The 13,664-nt window shown below is 72.8% G+C and carries 13 protein-coding genes; 8 read left to right on the top strand and 5 right to left on the bottom strand.

What is annotated here, in order from left to right; all coding sequences use genetic code 11:
- Positions 1-94: 94 nt before the first annotated feature.
- Entirely contained in the window at positions 95-481 is a 387-nt protein-coding gene (locus tag AB0N14_RS06985) for a hypothetical protein (RefSeq protein WP_366024669.1), read from the top strand.
- A 13-nt stretch (positions 482-494) separates the two neighbouring features.
- Here AB0N14_RS06985 and AB0N14_RS06980 read toward each other — a convergent pair whose 3' ends face one another.
- From AB0N14_RS06980 to AB0N14_RS06970, 3 genes are all read right to left on the bottom strand, one after another.
- Positions 495-1,091, bottom strand: coding sequence for a hypothetical protein (locus AB0N14_RS06980; protein WP_366024668.1), 597 nt, complete (start codon positions 1,089-1,091; stop codon positions 495-497).
- Positions 1,092-1,204: 113 nt separating this feature from the next.
- Positions 1,205-3,031: a glycoside hydrolase family 3 protein gene (locus AB0N14_RS06975; protein WP_366024667.1), complete on the bottom strand. Its 1,827-nt coding sequence runs from the start codon at positions 3,029-3,031 to the stop codon at positions 1,205-1,207.
- A 316-nt stretch (positions 3,032-3,347) separates the two neighbouring features.
- Positions 3,348-4,265 carry a LysR family transcriptional regulator gene (locus AB0N14_RS06970; protein WP_366024666.1) on the bottom strand — a complete coding sequence of 306 codons (918 nt, stop codon included), beginning with the start codon at positions 4,263-4,265 and terminating at the stop codon, positions 3,348-3,350.
- A gap of 88 nt (positions 4,266-4,353) precedes the next feature.
- Between AB0N14_RS06970 and AB0N14_RS06965 the strand changes: the two genes are divergently transcribed.
- The 4 genes from AB0N14_RS06965 to AB0N14_RS06950 all read left to right on the top strand — a co-directional run bounded on the left by AB0N14_RS06965 (position 4,354) and on the right by AB0N14_RS06950 (position 8,033).
- Complete coding sequence (locus AB0N14_RS06965; RefSeq protein ID WP_366024665.1) at positions 4,354-5,307, top strand: EamA family transporter; 954 nt, start codon at positions 4,354-4,356, stop codon at positions 5,305-5,307.
- A 4-nt stretch (positions 5,308-5,311) separates the two neighbouring features.
- Positions 5,312-6,547: a 3-phosphoshikimate 1-carboxyvinyltransferase gene (aroA, locus tag AB0N14_RS06960; protein WP_366024664.1), complete on the top strand. Its 1,236-nt coding sequence runs from the start codon at positions 5,312-5,314 to the stop codon at positions 6,545-6,547.
- 13 nt (positions 6,548-6,560) lie between these two features.
- Positions 6,561-7,208, top strand: a complete 648-nt coding sequence (locus tag AB0N14_RS06955) for a GNAT family protein (RefSeq protein ID WP_366024663.1) — start codon at positions 6,561-6,563, stop codon at positions 7,206-7,208.
- Between the two features lie 240 nt (positions 7,209-7,448).
- Positions 7,449-8,033 (top strand): alpha/beta hydrolase, encoded by a 585-nt coding sequence (locus AB0N14_RS06950; protein ID WP_366024662.1) that lies wholly within the window; start codon positions 7,449-7,451, stop codon positions 8,031-8,033.
- 158 nt (positions 8,034-8,191) lie between these two features.
- Here the strand turns inward: AB0N14_RS06950 and AB0N14_RS06945 are convergent, their stop codons facing one another.
- Together AB0N14_RS06945 and AB0N14_RS06940 are read right to left on the bottom strand one after the other, a co-directional pair.
- Positions 8,192-8,992, bottom strand: coding sequence for a sugar phosphate isomerase/epimerase family protein (locus AB0N14_RS06945; RefSeq protein ID WP_366024864.1), 801 nt, complete (start codon positions 8,990-8,992; stop codon positions 8,192-8,194).
- Between the two features lie 94 nt (positions 8,993-9,086).
- Positions 9,087-10,127, bottom strand: coding sequence for a LacI family DNA-binding transcriptional regulator (locus tag AB0N14_RS06940; RefSeq protein WP_366024661.1), 1,041 nt, complete (start codon positions 10,125-10,127; stop codon positions 9,087-9,089).
- A 368-nt stretch (positions 10,128-10,495) separates the two neighbouring features.
- Between AB0N14_RS06940 and AB0N14_RS06935 the strand changes: the two genes are divergently transcribed.
- The 3 genes from AB0N14_RS06935 to AB0N14_RS06925 are packed head-to-tail and all read left to right on the top strand — an operon-like array spanning position 10,496 to position 13,628.
- Positions 10,496-11,647, top strand: coding sequence for a Gfo/Idh/MocA family oxidoreductase (locus AB0N14_RS06935; RefSeq protein ID WP_366024660.1), 1,152 nt, complete (start codon positions 10,496-10,498; stop codon positions 11,645-11,647).
- Positions 11,644-12,795: a dihydrodipicolinate synthase family protein gene (locus AB0N14_RS06930; RefSeq protein WP_366024659.1), complete on the top strand. Its 1,152-nt coding sequence runs from the start codon at positions 11,644-11,646 to the stop codon at positions 12,793-12,795. Before AB0N14_RS06935 ends, AB0N14_RS06930 begins: the two co-directional genes overlap by 4 nt.
- Before the next feature lie 32 nt (positions 12,796-12,827).
- Positions 12,828-13,628: a sugar phosphate isomerase/epimerase family protein gene (locus tag AB0N14_RS06925; protein WP_366024863.1), complete on the top strand. Its 801-nt coding sequence runs from the start codon at positions 12,828-12,830 to the stop codon at positions 13,626-13,628.
- Positions 13,629-13,664 lie beyond the last annotated feature (36 nt).

Below are 13,664 nucleotides of genomic sequence, written 5' to 3'. Positions count from 1 at the left end.
GTGCGCCTGTGTGCCCCACCGTCATGCAACCATCTGCCGTACGCCATGCGTCCGTACAGCAGTACGCTCATCGTCGCGGGGAGGGACCACAAAGGTGGACAAGAGTGCGATACGCCGGCGCCTGGCGCTCGGCATCACCGTACTGACGGCGTCCGGGCTGCTCGCGCTGGCGAGCCCGGGACACGCGGAGGCGGCCGGCTACTGCTCGGGACGCAAGGTTAGTACGCTCTCGTTCTCCACCGGCTCCGTGCAGGTCTACAAGCGCGACGGCTATGTGTGCGCGGTGACCTTCGCCAAGCGGGCCTCCGGCAGGAAGACCATGTCGGTGAGCGTGCAGGCGCGCGGCAGCCGTCCCGCGGTCGACATCGGGCAGTACACGCACCACGCCGGGCCCGTCACCGTGCACGCCGGCCATCGGTGCGTGTGGATCCGCGGCTCCGTGGGCTCTGGATCGGTCAGCTCCGGATGGACCCTCTGCTGACGCGCCCCCGCGCTCACAGCCCCAGGGCGCACCCCACCGGTCTGCTGCCACCCAACTGGACGTAGAGCGCCGTCGACGGCGGGCACTGCGAGCGGCGCGCGACCGCCGACGTCACCCTGTACTCGGGCGTGTGCCCGCCCCTGCCGTCGCAGGCCGTCTCCCGGACCTCGCCCTTGCCCGCGCCGTACACGCAGTCCCCGACGATCGTGCGCGGGCCGCCCCCGCCACCGGGGTCGCCCGGGTGCGGCGGCTCCAGGTTCCGCATGCACGCATAGCCGCGCCGCACCGCCCCGGAGGGGCTGATGTGCAGCACGAAGTCCGTGGTCGCGGGGCACGCGGGGCCCTGCGCCGGGTCGCCGTCGTAGCGGGCGACCACCCGGGCGGCGGCCAGTTCGCTCGTGCACGGCACTTCCGTGAAGCTGGTCGTGCCGAAGGAACTGCACTCGTCCGCGGCGAGGAACTCGGCGCCGAACCCGGACGGCGCCGGCGACGTGACACGCCCGCTCGGCCGGTCCCTCGCCGCCCCCGACACCGTCTGGCACCCGGAGAGTCCGCCCACCGCCAGCGCAGCGGCCAGCAGCGCACCCAGCAACGCTCGCGTCCCTCGCATCGCCAAACCCCCGGTCCACCCACGTCCAGCGTGACCCGCGGCCACGGCCCACGCCAGACGTCTCGGGCGCTTTGCGACATTTGGGGGCGGGGTGCCCGGTTCCCGGCGTACGGCTAGTACGACAGCCCGTACCCGATCGGGTACAGCACCTGCGCCGGGTCGTCCGCCCGTTGCACCGGCACCGGCAGCCTCCCGTGCGGCCTCACCCGGCCCGCGATCACCCGTGCCGCGGCGCGCAGTTCGACGTCCGTCCAGGAGTACGACGCCAGGAACGCGCCGACGTCCGGGAGTTGGGCGACGTCGTACGGATTCCGGACGGCGAGGGCGATCACCGGCTTCCCGGTGGCGGCCAGCCGGTTCACCAACGTCCGCTGGGAACTGGTCGCGCTCACGTTGTACGTGGCCACGACCACCGCGTCCGCGTCCCCCGCCGCCGTCACCGCCTTCCCGATCGTCGCCGCCGAGGGGGCGGTGCCGGTGGACAGCGCGGTCGTCGTGAAGCCCAGCTCGGTCAGGGCGTTCGCCAGCACGGTGGTGGGCGGTCCGTCGGTGCCGGTCGGGGACGCCGGGTCCGCCCCGGCCACCAGCAGCCGGGGGCGGGTTCGGCGCGAGAGCGGCAGCAGACGCTCCTTGTTGACCAGCAGCGTGGTCGTGCGGTCCGCGATGCGGTCGGCGGTGCGCAGGTGCTCCGGGGTGCCGACGGTCCGCTCGACGCCGGCCCCGGTCACGTACGGCTGCTCCAGCAGCCCCAGCCTCGCCTTCAGGCGCAGGATGCGCAGCAGCGACTCGTCCAGCCGGGCCTCGGTCAGCTCGCCGGCCCGCACCGCGTCCAGTACCGCCTTCCAGGCGAGGTCCAGGTTCGGCGGGTTGAGCAGCTGGTCGACCCCCGCCTTGAGGGCGAGCACGGGCACACGGTCGTCGCCGTACTTCTGCCGTACGCCTTCCATGCCCAGCGAGTCGGTCACCACGACCCCGTCGTAGCCGAGCTCCTCGCGCAGGATGCCGGTGACGATGGGGCGGGAGAGGGTCGCGGGGTCGCCCGAGTCGTCGAGCGCGGGCACCATGATGTGCGCGGTCATGACGGCGTCGATCCCGGCCCGGACCGCCGCCCGGAACGGCACCGCGTCCAGCCTCTCCCACAGCTCGCGGCTGTGTGTGATGACCGGGAAGCCGTAGTGGCTGTCGACGGCGGTGTCGCCGTGGCCCGGGAAGTGCTTGGCGGTCGCCGCGACGCGGGAGGACTGATAGCCCCTCACCTCCGCGGCGACCAGTTCCGCCACCGCCTCCGGGTCGGCACCGAAGGACCGGACGCCGATGACCGGGTTGGCCGGGTTGACGTTCACGTCCGCGTCGGGGGAGTAGTCCTGGCTGATGCCGAGAGCGCGCAGCTCGGCCCCGGCGATCCGGCCCAGGGTCTGCGCGTCGGCCCGGGAGCCACCGGCTCCGATCGCCATCGCGCCCGGGAACAGGGTCGCGGGCCTGCCCACGCGGGCGACGATCCCGTGCTCCTGGTCGGTGGCGATGAGCACGGGCAGTCCGCGGGGCTGGTCGAGCGACGCCTTCTGGATGCCGTTGGACAGGTCGGCGATCTGCCGGGGATCACGGGTGTTGTGCGCCCAGGTGAAGTAGATGATGCCGCCGACGCGGTACCTGGCGATCAGCTCGGCGGCCGTGCGGACGCCGATCTCCTTGAGGTTGGCGTCGATGTCGGTCTGGTCGGGGGCGGTCGCCGAGTGGCCGTAGACCCGCATCACGAAGAGCTGGCCGGCCTTCTCCTCGAGCGACATGCGGGAGATCAGGCCCTTGAGCCGTTCGTCGTCGTACCCGGCGGCCCGAGCGGCACCCGGGGTGAGGGCGAGGGCCGCCGTCAGGCCCGCGGTGGCGGCGAGGACCGTGCGTCTGGAGGGCTGTGCGGTGCTTCCCGTGCCGGAGTCGTGCACGTGCGCTCCTTCCGGAGGAGAACGCTGAAGGAAACTTCCGAGGAGTCACCAATATCCGGGAAGTTTCTGCCGGTCAAGGCGCCGCACATGAGGTACCGCACATAAGGGGCCGCCATCGGCGCTGTTGGAGGGGGGCGCGCCGATGGCGGCGTGCTGCCGGCCGCGTGCGGCGGAGAGGGTGGTCAGCGATCGCAGCCAGCAGCGAGGGCCGACACCGCAGCGCGGAGACTCATCCGGCAACCTGCCCATGGGACGAAGGCGCACCGGGTCGGGTTCCCCGGAAACGGCCGGACGCCGGAAGTCGGTACGCGGGTGGTCAACGGGGCGTGTGCGCCGACACGGTGGGCCAGTGGTGCTGGAGGGTGCGTACGGTCTCGGCGATCGCCGGCCGCCGGGCCGCACCCCTGCGCCACAGCGCGTACAGATGCCGTACGGGCATGGGGTCCAGGGGCACCTCGACGACCCCCTCGGGCAGCGGGCCCCGGCCCAGCCGCGGGATCAGGGCGATACCGAGTCCGGCGGCGACCAGGGCGACCAGGGTCGGGTTCTCGTCGGCCTGGTGGACCACCTCGGGCTCGTGCCCGGCCGCGCGCAGCGTCCGCACCAGCCACTCGTGGCAGACCCGGCCCGGAGGCTGGCAGATCCACCGCTCACCGCCCAGCTCCTCGCGGCGCACCGCCGTCCGCCCGGCGAAACGGTGGCCGGCGGGCACCAGCAGATCGCACAGGTCGTCTCCGATGACCGCCTGTTCCACCCCCTCCGGGGCGGGCAGCGGCGCGATGTCCCAGTCGTGCGCCACGGCGACGTCCACCACGCCCTTGGCCACCAGGTCGACGGACAGATGCGGGTCCACCTCGGTCAGCCGGGTGTCCAGGGCGGGATGCCGGCGCGCCAGATCCGCGAGCACCCCCGGCATCAGCCCCCGCGCGGCCGACGCGAACGCCGCCACCGTCAGCCGCCCGGCGGGCAGCCCCCGCCGCTCCTCCAGCTCGGTCTCGGCACGCTCCACGATCGCCATCAACTCCTGTGCGGTGGCGGCCAGTTGCAGAGCCTCGTCGGTGAGCCGTACGCCGCGCCCCTCCCGTTCGAGCAGCACGGTCCTGGTCTCCCGCTCCAACTTGGCGATCTGCTGGGAGACGGCGGACGGGGTGTAGCCGAGCGCGGTGGCCGCGGCGCCGACCGTGCCGTGGACGGAGACGGCGTGCAGGGCACGCAGGCGCTGAAGATCGAGCAAGATGGCCCCCTGGGATTAGAGACGCTTCATCCAACCATGCAGCAATCATCGCTGGTGCTTCACGGTTGCTGCACGTGATGCTCGACGCATGCGACCCGCACACCTGTCTCTCGCCGTCGTCGTCGCCGCCGTCTGGGGCGTCAACTTCACCGTCATCGAACTCGGCCTCGGCCACTTCCCGCCGCTGCTGTTCTCGGCCCTGCGCTTCCTGGCCGCGGCCGTCCCCGCCGTCTTCCTCGTGGGCCGCCCCAAGGTGGCGTGGAAGTGGATCGTGGCGGTGGGCCTGGTGCTGGGCGTGGCGAAGTTCGGGCTGCTGTTCCTCGGCATGGCCGCCGGGATGCCCGCCGGCCTGTCCTCCCTGGTCCTCCAGATCCAGGCCGTGTTCACGGCGCTCATGGCCTTCGCACTCCTCGGTGAACGCCCCACGCGCCTGAGGGCGCTGGGCATGGCGGTGGCCCTCGGCGGCGTCGCCCTCGCCGCCGTCGACGAGGGAACGGCCGGTCCGCTCGGCGCGTTCGCCCTGGTCATAGTGGCGGCGGCCTGCTGGGGTCTGTCCAACGTCCTCACCCGCAAGGCGTCCCCGCCGGACCCCCTGAACTTCATGGTGTGGGTGAGCACGGTGCCGGTCCTGCCCCTGCTCTGCCTGTCCCTCCTCACGGAGGGCCCGTCCCGTGACCTCGCCGCGCTGCGCGCCCTCGACTGGCAGGGCGCCGGCATCGTCCTCTACGTCGCCTGGATCACCACGGTCTTCGGCTTCGGAGCCTGGGGCTGGCTGCTGCGCCGTCACCCCGCGTCCACGGTCGCCCCGTTCTCCCTCCTGGTCCCGGTCTTCGGCATGTCGTCAGCGGCCCTGTTCCTGGGCGAACCGATCAGCCCGCTGCGCTGGGGCGCGGCGGCACTGCTGGTGGGCGGGGTGGCGCTGACGTCCCTGGCCCCGGCGAAGAGGGTCCGTTCGAAGGGGGTCCGTTCGAAGGGGGTCCGTACGAAGGAGGTCCAGTCGGCGGACGTTCCAGCAGGCGAGCCGATCACCGAGCCAGCATGAGCCCATGCCCGTAGTCGAGATCCCCGGTTCCAAGTCCATCACCGCCCGCGCGCTCTTCCTGGCCGCCGCGGCCGACGGAGTCACCACGCTCGTACGGCCGCTGCGGTCGGACGACACCGAGGGCTTCGCCGAGGGCCTGCGCACCCTCGGCTACCGCGTCGGACAGACCCCCGAGGCCTGGCACGTGGACGGCCGCCCGCAGGGTCCCGCCGTCACGGAGGCGGACGTGTACTGCCGGTACGGCGCGACCACGGCCCGCTTCCTGCCGGCCCTGGTCGCCACGGGCCACGGCACCTACCGCTTCGACGCCTCGCCGCAGATGCGGCGCCGCCCCCTCGGCCCCCTGACCCGGGCCCTGCGCGACCTGGGCGTACGGCTGCGGCACGAGGAGGCGGAGGGCCACCACCCGCTGACGGTCGAGGCGGCCGGGGTGGCGGGCGGCGAGGTGGTGCTGGACGCCGGCCAGTCCTCCCAGTACCTCACGGCCCTGCTCCTCCTCGGCCCGCTGACACGTCAGGGCCTGCGCATCACGGTGACGGATCTGGTGTCGGCGCCGTACGTCGACCTCACGGTCGCGATGATGCGGGCGTTCGGGGCGGAGGTGCGGCGCGAGGGGGACGTGTTCGTCGTCCCGTCCGGGGGCTACCGCGCCACGACGTACTCGATCGAGCCGGACGCCTCCACCGCGAGCTACTTCTTCGCGGCGGCGGCCGTGACGGGCGGCGAGGTGACGGTGCCGGGGCTGGGGGCGGGCGCGCTTCAGGGAGACCTGGGGTTCGTGGACGTACTGCGGCGGATGGGAGTGGACGTGGAGGTGGCCGCGGACCGTACGACGGTGCGCGGGACGGGCGAGGCGAGGGGCCTGACGGTCACCATGCGGGACATCTCCGACACGATGCCGACCCTCGCGGCGATCGCCCCGTTCGCCTCCGGTCCGGTCCGTGTCGAGGACGTCGCGAACACCCGGGTGAAGGAGTGCGACCGCCTGGAGGCCTGCGCGGAGAACCTGCGGCGGCTGGGAGTGGGGGTGGCCACGGGTCCGGACTGGATCGAGATCGCGCCGGGGGCGCCGGTGGGTACGGACATCAAGACGTACGGGGACCACCGCATCGCGATGTCCTTCGCGGTGATGGGCCTTCGGGTGCCCGGTATTTCGTTCGACGACCCCGGGTGCGTGCGGAAGACTTTCCCGGACTTCCACGAGGTGTTCGCGGAACTGCGGGCGGGGTTGCCGGACTGAGGGGCGGAGAGCGTTGACGTTCGAGCTGGAGGGGCCGGTCCTGGAGGGCGCGCTCGTGCGTCTGGAGCCGCTGGAGCACCGGCACGCGGCCGACCTGGCGGTGGCGGCGGGCGAGGATCGGGACACGTACGCGTTCACGTGGGTGCCGAGGGCGGACGAGGTCGGGGCGTACATCGACGCCCAGCTCGGCCGTGCGGCGGCGGGCCGGCTCGCCCCGTACGCGCAGATCTCCCTGGCCACGGGGCGAGCGGTCGGTGCCACGGCGTACTGGGACCCGCGTTCCTGGCACACGGAGGACCGGCTCGACGCCATCGAGGTCGGCTTCACCTGGCTCGCCCGCTCCGCCCAGGGCACGGGCGTCAACGCCGAGGCCAAACTCCTGCTGTTCCGCCACGCGTTCGAGGAGTGGGGCGTGGCCCGCGTCGACCTGAAGACCGACGCCCGCAACAGCCGCTCCCGCGCGGCGATCCAGAGCGTGGGCGCCCGCTTCGAGGGCGTCCTGCGCAACTGGTCCCGCTCCTGGGCGCCGGGCGAGGAGGGCCGGCTCCGGGACTCCGCGATCTACTCGATCACGGCGGAGGAGTGGCCGGAGTGCCGCTCGCTGCTGGAGGCGAGGGTGGCGAGGAAGTCGGCCCAGGCGGCGGGGGAGACGGTGAGGTAGGAGCGGTCCGGGCATCAGTGGCTTCCACTGTGGGGGCACGGCCGGGGCGGGGTGGGTGCGGCTGTCAGTGCAACACAACCGGCGGATCTGTCGCACTCCGGGAGGCGGCAGGTCCGGGTGGCCGACGGGCACCGGGAGGCGGCAGGGTCCGGGTGGCCGACGGGCGTCGTTGAGTAAGGTGGATCCGATCAAGGCGTTCGAGAACTGGACCTGTCGGTGCCGATCGGAAACGATCGCCGCATGAGCGCCTATCTCATCCTCCACGGCTGGCAGAACCACCGCCCGAAGGACCACTGGCAGCACTGGCTGGCCGACCGGCTCACCGAACTCGGCCACCACGTCACCTATCCGCAGCTGCCCGACCCCGACGATCCCGAACTCGAGGTGTGGCTCGCGGAGTTGTCCCGCCACCTCGACGAGCTGCCGGGCGCCGGCCCGGAGCGTGTCGTCGTCGCCCACAGCCTGTCCGCCGTGCTGTGGCTGCACGCCGTGGCGCGCGGGGTGAAGGGCCTCGACATGGACCGCGTACTGCTCGTCGCCCCGCCGTCCGCCTCCTTCCTCGTACGGCACCGGGAGGTGGCAGCCTTCGCCCCGCCGCCCACGGACAGCCTGACGCAGCCCGCGCCCACCCGTCTCGTCGCGGGCGACGACGACCCGTACTGCCCGGAGGGCGCGCGCACCGCCTTCGGTGACCCCCTCGGCATCCCGACGGAGCTCATCCCCGGCGCCGCCCATCTCGACCTGGACGCCGGTTACGGCCCCTGGCCCGCCGTACTGGAGTGGTGCCTGGACGGCTCGGCGCGCCTCACGGCACGTCCGGCGTAGTCCGGTCGCGCAGCGTACGGGCCAGGCTCATGAGCCGACGGCGGGTCGCATGTCGCGGGGCACGGCGCGTGAGGCCAACGGGCGCGCCTTGTCCGGCGGCCACCGGACAACGGCGGCCGCCGGACAGGGGCGCTACGCCGACTCGTCGAGCCGGCTTCCTACGCCGACTCGTTCAGCAGCCGCCCCAGGTGCTCCCGCCCCGCGCCCAGCAGCTCCGGCAGTGGTGTCGCCGACTCGTACCAGCGCTTCTCGTACTCCCAGCACAGCCAGCCGTCCCACCCGTGGCGGGAGAGGACCTCCACGCACTCGGCGAGCGGGAGGACGCCGGAGCCGAGCGGCAGCGGTGTCTTGTCGTCGGCGGACGCGATGTCCTTGACCTGGACGTAGCCGAGGTAGGGGGACAGCGCCGCGTACGTCTCCTGCGGCTGCTCGCCGCCCAGCCAGGTGTGCATCACGTCCCACAGCGCGCCCGCGTTCCGGTGGCCGACCGTGCCGAGGACACGCAGGGCGTCCGCGCCGGTGCGGTGCGAGTCGTGCGTCTCCAGCAGGATCCGTACACCGGCGTCGGCGGCGTACTCGGCGGCGGTGCCCAGGCGCCGGGCGGCCGCCGCGTCGGCCTCTTCCGGGCTCTGCTCGGTGCCGCCTCCGGGGAAGACGCGGACGAAGGGGGCGCCCACGTCGCGTGCCAGGTCGAGGAGGTCGCGGATCTCCGCCAGGACCGGCGCGTCGTCACCGGGCGCGGCCACGCGTGCGTACCCCGCGAGCCCCAGGACCTCGACACCGGCCGCCTTGAACGCGGCGGCCGCGTCGGCCCGTTCGGCGGGGCCGATGCCCGGGTGCACGGGCTCGTCGGGATGCGCGCGCAGTTCGACACCGTGGTAGCCGTGGGTGGCCGCGAGGTGGACCACGTCGGGTATGGGCAGGCCGGGGACACCGAGGGTGGAGAACGCGAGCTTCATGCTCATGGACCCTACTCGGCACGTGTGGGGAGCGCCCGTCGGCGACACTCGGGTGCGACCGGCCGCGCGGCGCGCCCGAGGACCCCGTACGCGCCTACCCCCGCGGCGCCCCCGTGGAACCCCGCACCATCAACTCGCCCCGCACCGTCGCGATCCCGCCCGGCGGCGGCTCCTCGCGTCCCATCGCGATACGGCCCGCGCGGGCCCCCGCCTCCGAGAGCGGGAGGCGGACCGTCGTCAGGGCCGGTACCGCGTCGATCGCGAACGGGAGGTCGTCGAAGCCCGCCACCGACACGTCGTCGGGGATGCGCAGCCCGGAGTCCCGCAGGGCCGCGCACGCACCCAGCGCCACCGTGTCGTTCGCGGCGACGATCGCCGTGAGCGACGGGTCCCGGCGCAGCAGTTCCAGCGTCGCCTCGTAACCGGCCCGGCGGTCGTAGCGGCCGTGCACCGTCAGGCGCGGGTCGTCCTCGATCCCGGCGTCGGCCAGTGCCTCCCGGTGACCCTCCAGGCGGTGCCGCGTCGTCGTGCGCTCCTCCGGGCCGGCGATGTAGCCGAGCCGTCGGTGCCCGAGCCCGATCAGGTGCTCGGTGAGCTGCCGGCCGCCGCCGCGGTTGTCGAAGGTGAGGGCGATCGCCTCGGGCGCCGGTGGCCGGCCGCACAGCACCACCCGGGTCCCCGCCGCCGCGAGCTTGCGCAGCTTCGCGCCCACGGCCTCCACATGCGCCCTGACCTCCACCGCGCCACCGGTGAGCACCACGGCCGCCGCCCGCTGCCGCTGCAGCAGCGTCAGATACGTCAGCTCCCGCTCCGGCGAGCCGCCCGTGTTGCACACCACGGCCAGCCGTTCGCCGCCGGCCCGTCCGCCCGGGCCCCCGATCTCCGACTGGATCGCGCTCGCCATGATTCCGAAGAAGGGGTCGGCGATGTCGTTGACCAGGATCCCGACCAGGTCGGAGGTGGCCGCCGCCAGCGAGCTCGCCGGGCCGTTGAGGACGTAGTCCAGCTCGTCCACCGCGCGCAGCACCCGCTCCCGGGTCGACGCCGCCACGGGATAGTTCCCGTTCAGCACGCGCGACACGGTGGCGGGCGACACCTGCGCGCGCGCCGCCACGTCCGCCAGGGTCACCGTCATCGTCGTCGTCCTCCGGTCGCGTGTCTCGTCGTACCCGTCCCCTCGGCGGTGCCCGTCGTGTCCGTTCACCGACATCCACCGACATCCGCCGAGATCCATCTACAGCTCTACAGACACCCGTGTACAGGCCCGCGGTTCATCGTGTTCGACGGACCGACCGACTTCACGCTCCCGGACCGGCCGACTTCACGGCCCCGTGTCCGTCGTGTCACCTCTTGTGACGATGTATGCGGACACGTGCATCTCGTCGGCCCCGCGGTCTTGTCCGAGCCGCCGCACAGAGGCTAGCGTCTTCGTGTATAGAAAGCGCTTGCTGTCACGCTCGCCCCAGAGCGTACGAGGCGCCGGACGCGTACGAAGGGATCGACGTGACACGCAAGACGGTGCGGATCGCCATGAACGGCGTGACGGGGCGCATGGGCTACCGCCAGCACCTCGTCCGTTCCATCCTGGCCCTCCGCGAGCAGGGCGGCCTCGACCTGGGTGACGGTGCCGTGCTGTGGCCCGAGCCGGTCCTCGTCGGCCGCCGCGAGCCCGCCCTGAAGGCGCTCGCCGAGCGGCACGGCCTGGAACACTGGTCGACGGACGTGGACGCGGTCCTCGCCGACCCGGCCGTCGATATCTACTTCGACGCGCAGGTCACCTCCGCCCGCGAGGAGTCGATCAAGAAGGCGATCGCGGCCGGCAAGCACATCTACACCGAGAAGCCGACGGCCACGGGCCTTCAGGGCGCCCTGGAACTGGCCCGCCTCGCCCATGAGAAGGGCGTCAGGCACGGCGTCGTCCAGGACAAGCTCTTCCTGCCCGGCCTGCTGAAGCTGAAGCGGCTCATCGACGGCGGCTTCTTCGGTCGGATCCTTTCGGTGCGCGGCGAGTTCGGCTACTGGGTGTTCGAGGGCGACTGGCAGCCCGCCCAGCGCCCCTCCTGGAACTATCGTGCCGAGGACGGCGGTGGCATCGTCGTCGACATGTTCCCGCACTGGGAGTACGTGCTGCACGAGCTGTTCGGCCGCGTGAAGTCCGTACAGGCCCTGGCGACCACCCACATCCCGCAGCGCTGGGACGAGAACGGCAAGCCCTACGACGCCACGGCCGACGACGCCGCCTACGGCGTCTTCGAGCTGGAGGGCGGCGCGATCGCCCAGATCAACTCCTCCTGGGCGGTGCGCGTCATCCGCGACGAGCTGGTGGAGTTCCAGGTGGACGGCACCGAGGGCTCGGCGGTCGCCGGACTGCGCAAGTGCCGCGTGCAGCACCGCTCGGCGACCCCCAAGCCCGTGTGGAACCCCGACATCCCCGCCACCGAGGTCTTCCGCGACCAGTGGCAGGAGGTCCCGGACAACGGCGAGTTCGACAACGGCTTCAAGGCCCAGTGGGAGCTGTTCCTCAAGCACGTCTACGCCGACGCCCCCTACCACTGGGACCTGCTGGCCGGCGCCCGCGGCGTCCAGCTCGCCGAACTGGGGCTGCAGTCCTCGGCCGAGGGCCGTCGTATCGACGTACCGGAGATCTCCCTGTGACCATCCACCTCCCCGACGCGAGCGGGCGGCTCAGGGCGTACGAGCCGCGTCGCGAGCCGCTCGCCCTCACCTCCGGCACGCCGTTCACCTCCCGTACGGTCTTCTCGGCGGCGCACGTCGTCGCGGACCCGTACGCGGACGTCTCCCCCGACTCGCCCGCAGCCGTCGACTGGGACGCCACGCTCGCCTTCCGCCGCCATCTGTGGTCGCACGGGCTCGGCGTCGCGGAGGCCATGGACACCGCGCAGCGCGGGATGGGCCTGGACTGGGCGGGCGCGGCCGAGCTGATCCGCCGGTCCGCCGCGGAGGCGAAGGCGGTCGGCGGGCGGATCGCCTGCGGGGTCGGCACCGACCAGCTCGCCGCCGGCTCCCTTGAGGAGATCCGCAAGGCGTACGAGGAGCAGCTCGCCGTGGTGGAGGAGGCGGGCGCGCAGGCGATCCTCATGGCGTCCCGCGCCCTGGCCGCCACGGCGAGGGGCCCCGAGGAGCACCTGGAGATCTACGGCCACCTGCTGCGCCAGGCCGCCGAACCCGTCGTCCTGCACTGGCTCGGCCCGATGTTCGACCCGGCCCTGGAGGGTTACTGGGGCTCGAGCGACCTGGACGCCGCCACGGACGTGTTCCTGGAGGTCATCGCCGCCCACCCGGACAAGGTGGACGGCGTCAAGATCTCCCTGCTCGACGCCCAGCGCGAGATCGACCTGCGCCGCCGCCTCCCACAGGGCGTGCGCTGCTACACCGGTGACGACTTCAACTACCCCGAGTTGATCGCCGGCGACGAGCAGGGCTTCAGCCACGCCCTGCTCGGCATCTTCGACCCGCTCGGCCCGCTGGCCGCCGAGGCGGTACGGGTCCTGGACACCGGTGACGTGAAGGGTTTCCGGGAACTCCTGGATCCCACGGTGGAGTTGTCCCGCCACCTGTTCCAGGCGCCCACCCGCTTCTACAAGACGGGCGTGGTGTTCCTGGCCTGGCTCGCGGGCCACCAGGAGCACTTCACGATGGTCGGCGGCCTGCAGTCGGCGCGCTCGCTGCCGCACGTCACCAAGGCGTACGAACTCGCCGACGGCCTCGGCCTGTTCCCGAACCCGGAGCTGGCCGAGGCCCGCATGAAGACGCTGCTGTCCCTGTACGGAGTGGCCCAGTGAGCACGGCACCGGAGCGGTTCTCCATCAACCAGATGACGGTGAAGCAGCTGTCCATGTCCGAACTGGTGGATGCCTGCCAGGAGTTGGGCGTGCGGGGCGTTGGCCTGTGGCGGGAGCCCGTGCAGTCCCACGGCCTGGAGGCGACGGCGAAGCTGGTCCGCGACGCCGGGCTGACGGTGACGACCCTGTGCCGGGGCGGCTTCTTCACCGCGATCGACCCCGAGGAACGGGCGCGCGCCCTCGACGACAACCGCCGGGCGGTCGACGAGGCGGCCACACTGGGCACGGACACGCTGGTCCTGGTCTCGGGCGGGCTCCCGGCCGGCTCCAGGGACCTGCGCGGGGCGCGCGAGCGGATCGCGGACGCGCTCGCGGAACTGGGCCCGTACGCGGCCGAGCGCGGTGTGCGGCTGGCCATCGAGCCGCTCCACCCGATGTACGCCTCGGACCGCTGTGTGGTCTCGACCCTGGCCCAGGCCCTGGACCTGGCCGAGCGCTTCCCCGCGGAGCAGGTGGGGGTGACGGTGGACACGTACCACATCTGGTGGGACGACACGGCCCCCGAGCAGATCGCCCGCGCGGGCGCCGGCGGCCGGATCCACACCTTCCAACTCGCCGACTGGACCACTCCGCTGCCGGAGGGCGTCCTCAACGGCCGCGGGCAGATCGGCGACGGCGCGGTCGACATGCGCGAGTGGAAGGGGTACGTGGAGTCCGCGGGCTACACCGGTCCCATCGAGGTCGAGTTGTTCAACGACGGGCTGTGGGCGCGGGATGGCCGGGAGGTCCTCGCGGATACGGTGGAGCGGTTCGTGGAGCACGTGATCCGGTGACGTCCCCCGGGTGGACGGGGCCGCGCGGCCAGGTCC

This window comes from Streptomyces sp. NPDC051104 (genome assembly GCF_040682835.1).
Classification (GTDB): domain Bacteria; phylum Actinomycetota; class Actinomycetes; order Streptomycetales; family Streptomycetaceae; genus Streptomyces; species Streptomyces cynarae.
Note: the sequence above shows the minus strand (reverse complement) of the source record. Positions and strands in the feature narration are given on the sequence as shown.

Excerpts from the sequence above, each read along its gene's own strand:
- AB0N14_RS06980 (WP_366024668.1), bottom strand. The coding sequence starts at position 1,091 with ATGCGAGGGACGCGAGCGTTGCTGGGTGCGCTGCTGGCCGCTGCGCTG.
- AB0N14_RS06965 (WP_366024665.1), top strand. The coding sequence starts at position 4,354 with ATGCGACCCGCACACCTGTCTCTCGCCGTCGTCGTCGCCGCCGTCTGG.
- aroA (WP_366024664.1), top strand. The coding sequence starts at position 5,312 with ATGCCCGTAGTCGAGATCCCCGGTTCCAAGTCCATCACCGCCCGCGCG.
- AB0N14_RS06950 (WP_366024662.1), top strand. The coding sequence starts at position 7,449 with ATGAGCGCCTATCTCATCCTCCACGGCTGGCAGAACCACCGCCCGAAG.
- AB0N14_RS06945 (WP_366024864.1), bottom strand. The coding sequence starts at position 8,992 with ATGAAGCTCGCGTTCTCCACCCTCGGTGTCCCCGGCCTGCCCATACCC.
- AB0N14_RS06940 (WP_366024661.1), bottom strand. The coding sequence starts at position 10,127 with ATGACGGTGACCCTGGCGGACGTGGCGGCGCGCGCGCAGGTGTCGCCC.
- AB0N14_RS06925 (WP_366024863.1), top strand. The coding sequence starts at position 12,828 with ATGACGGTGAAGCAGCTGTCCATGTCCGAACTGGTGGATGCCTGCCAG.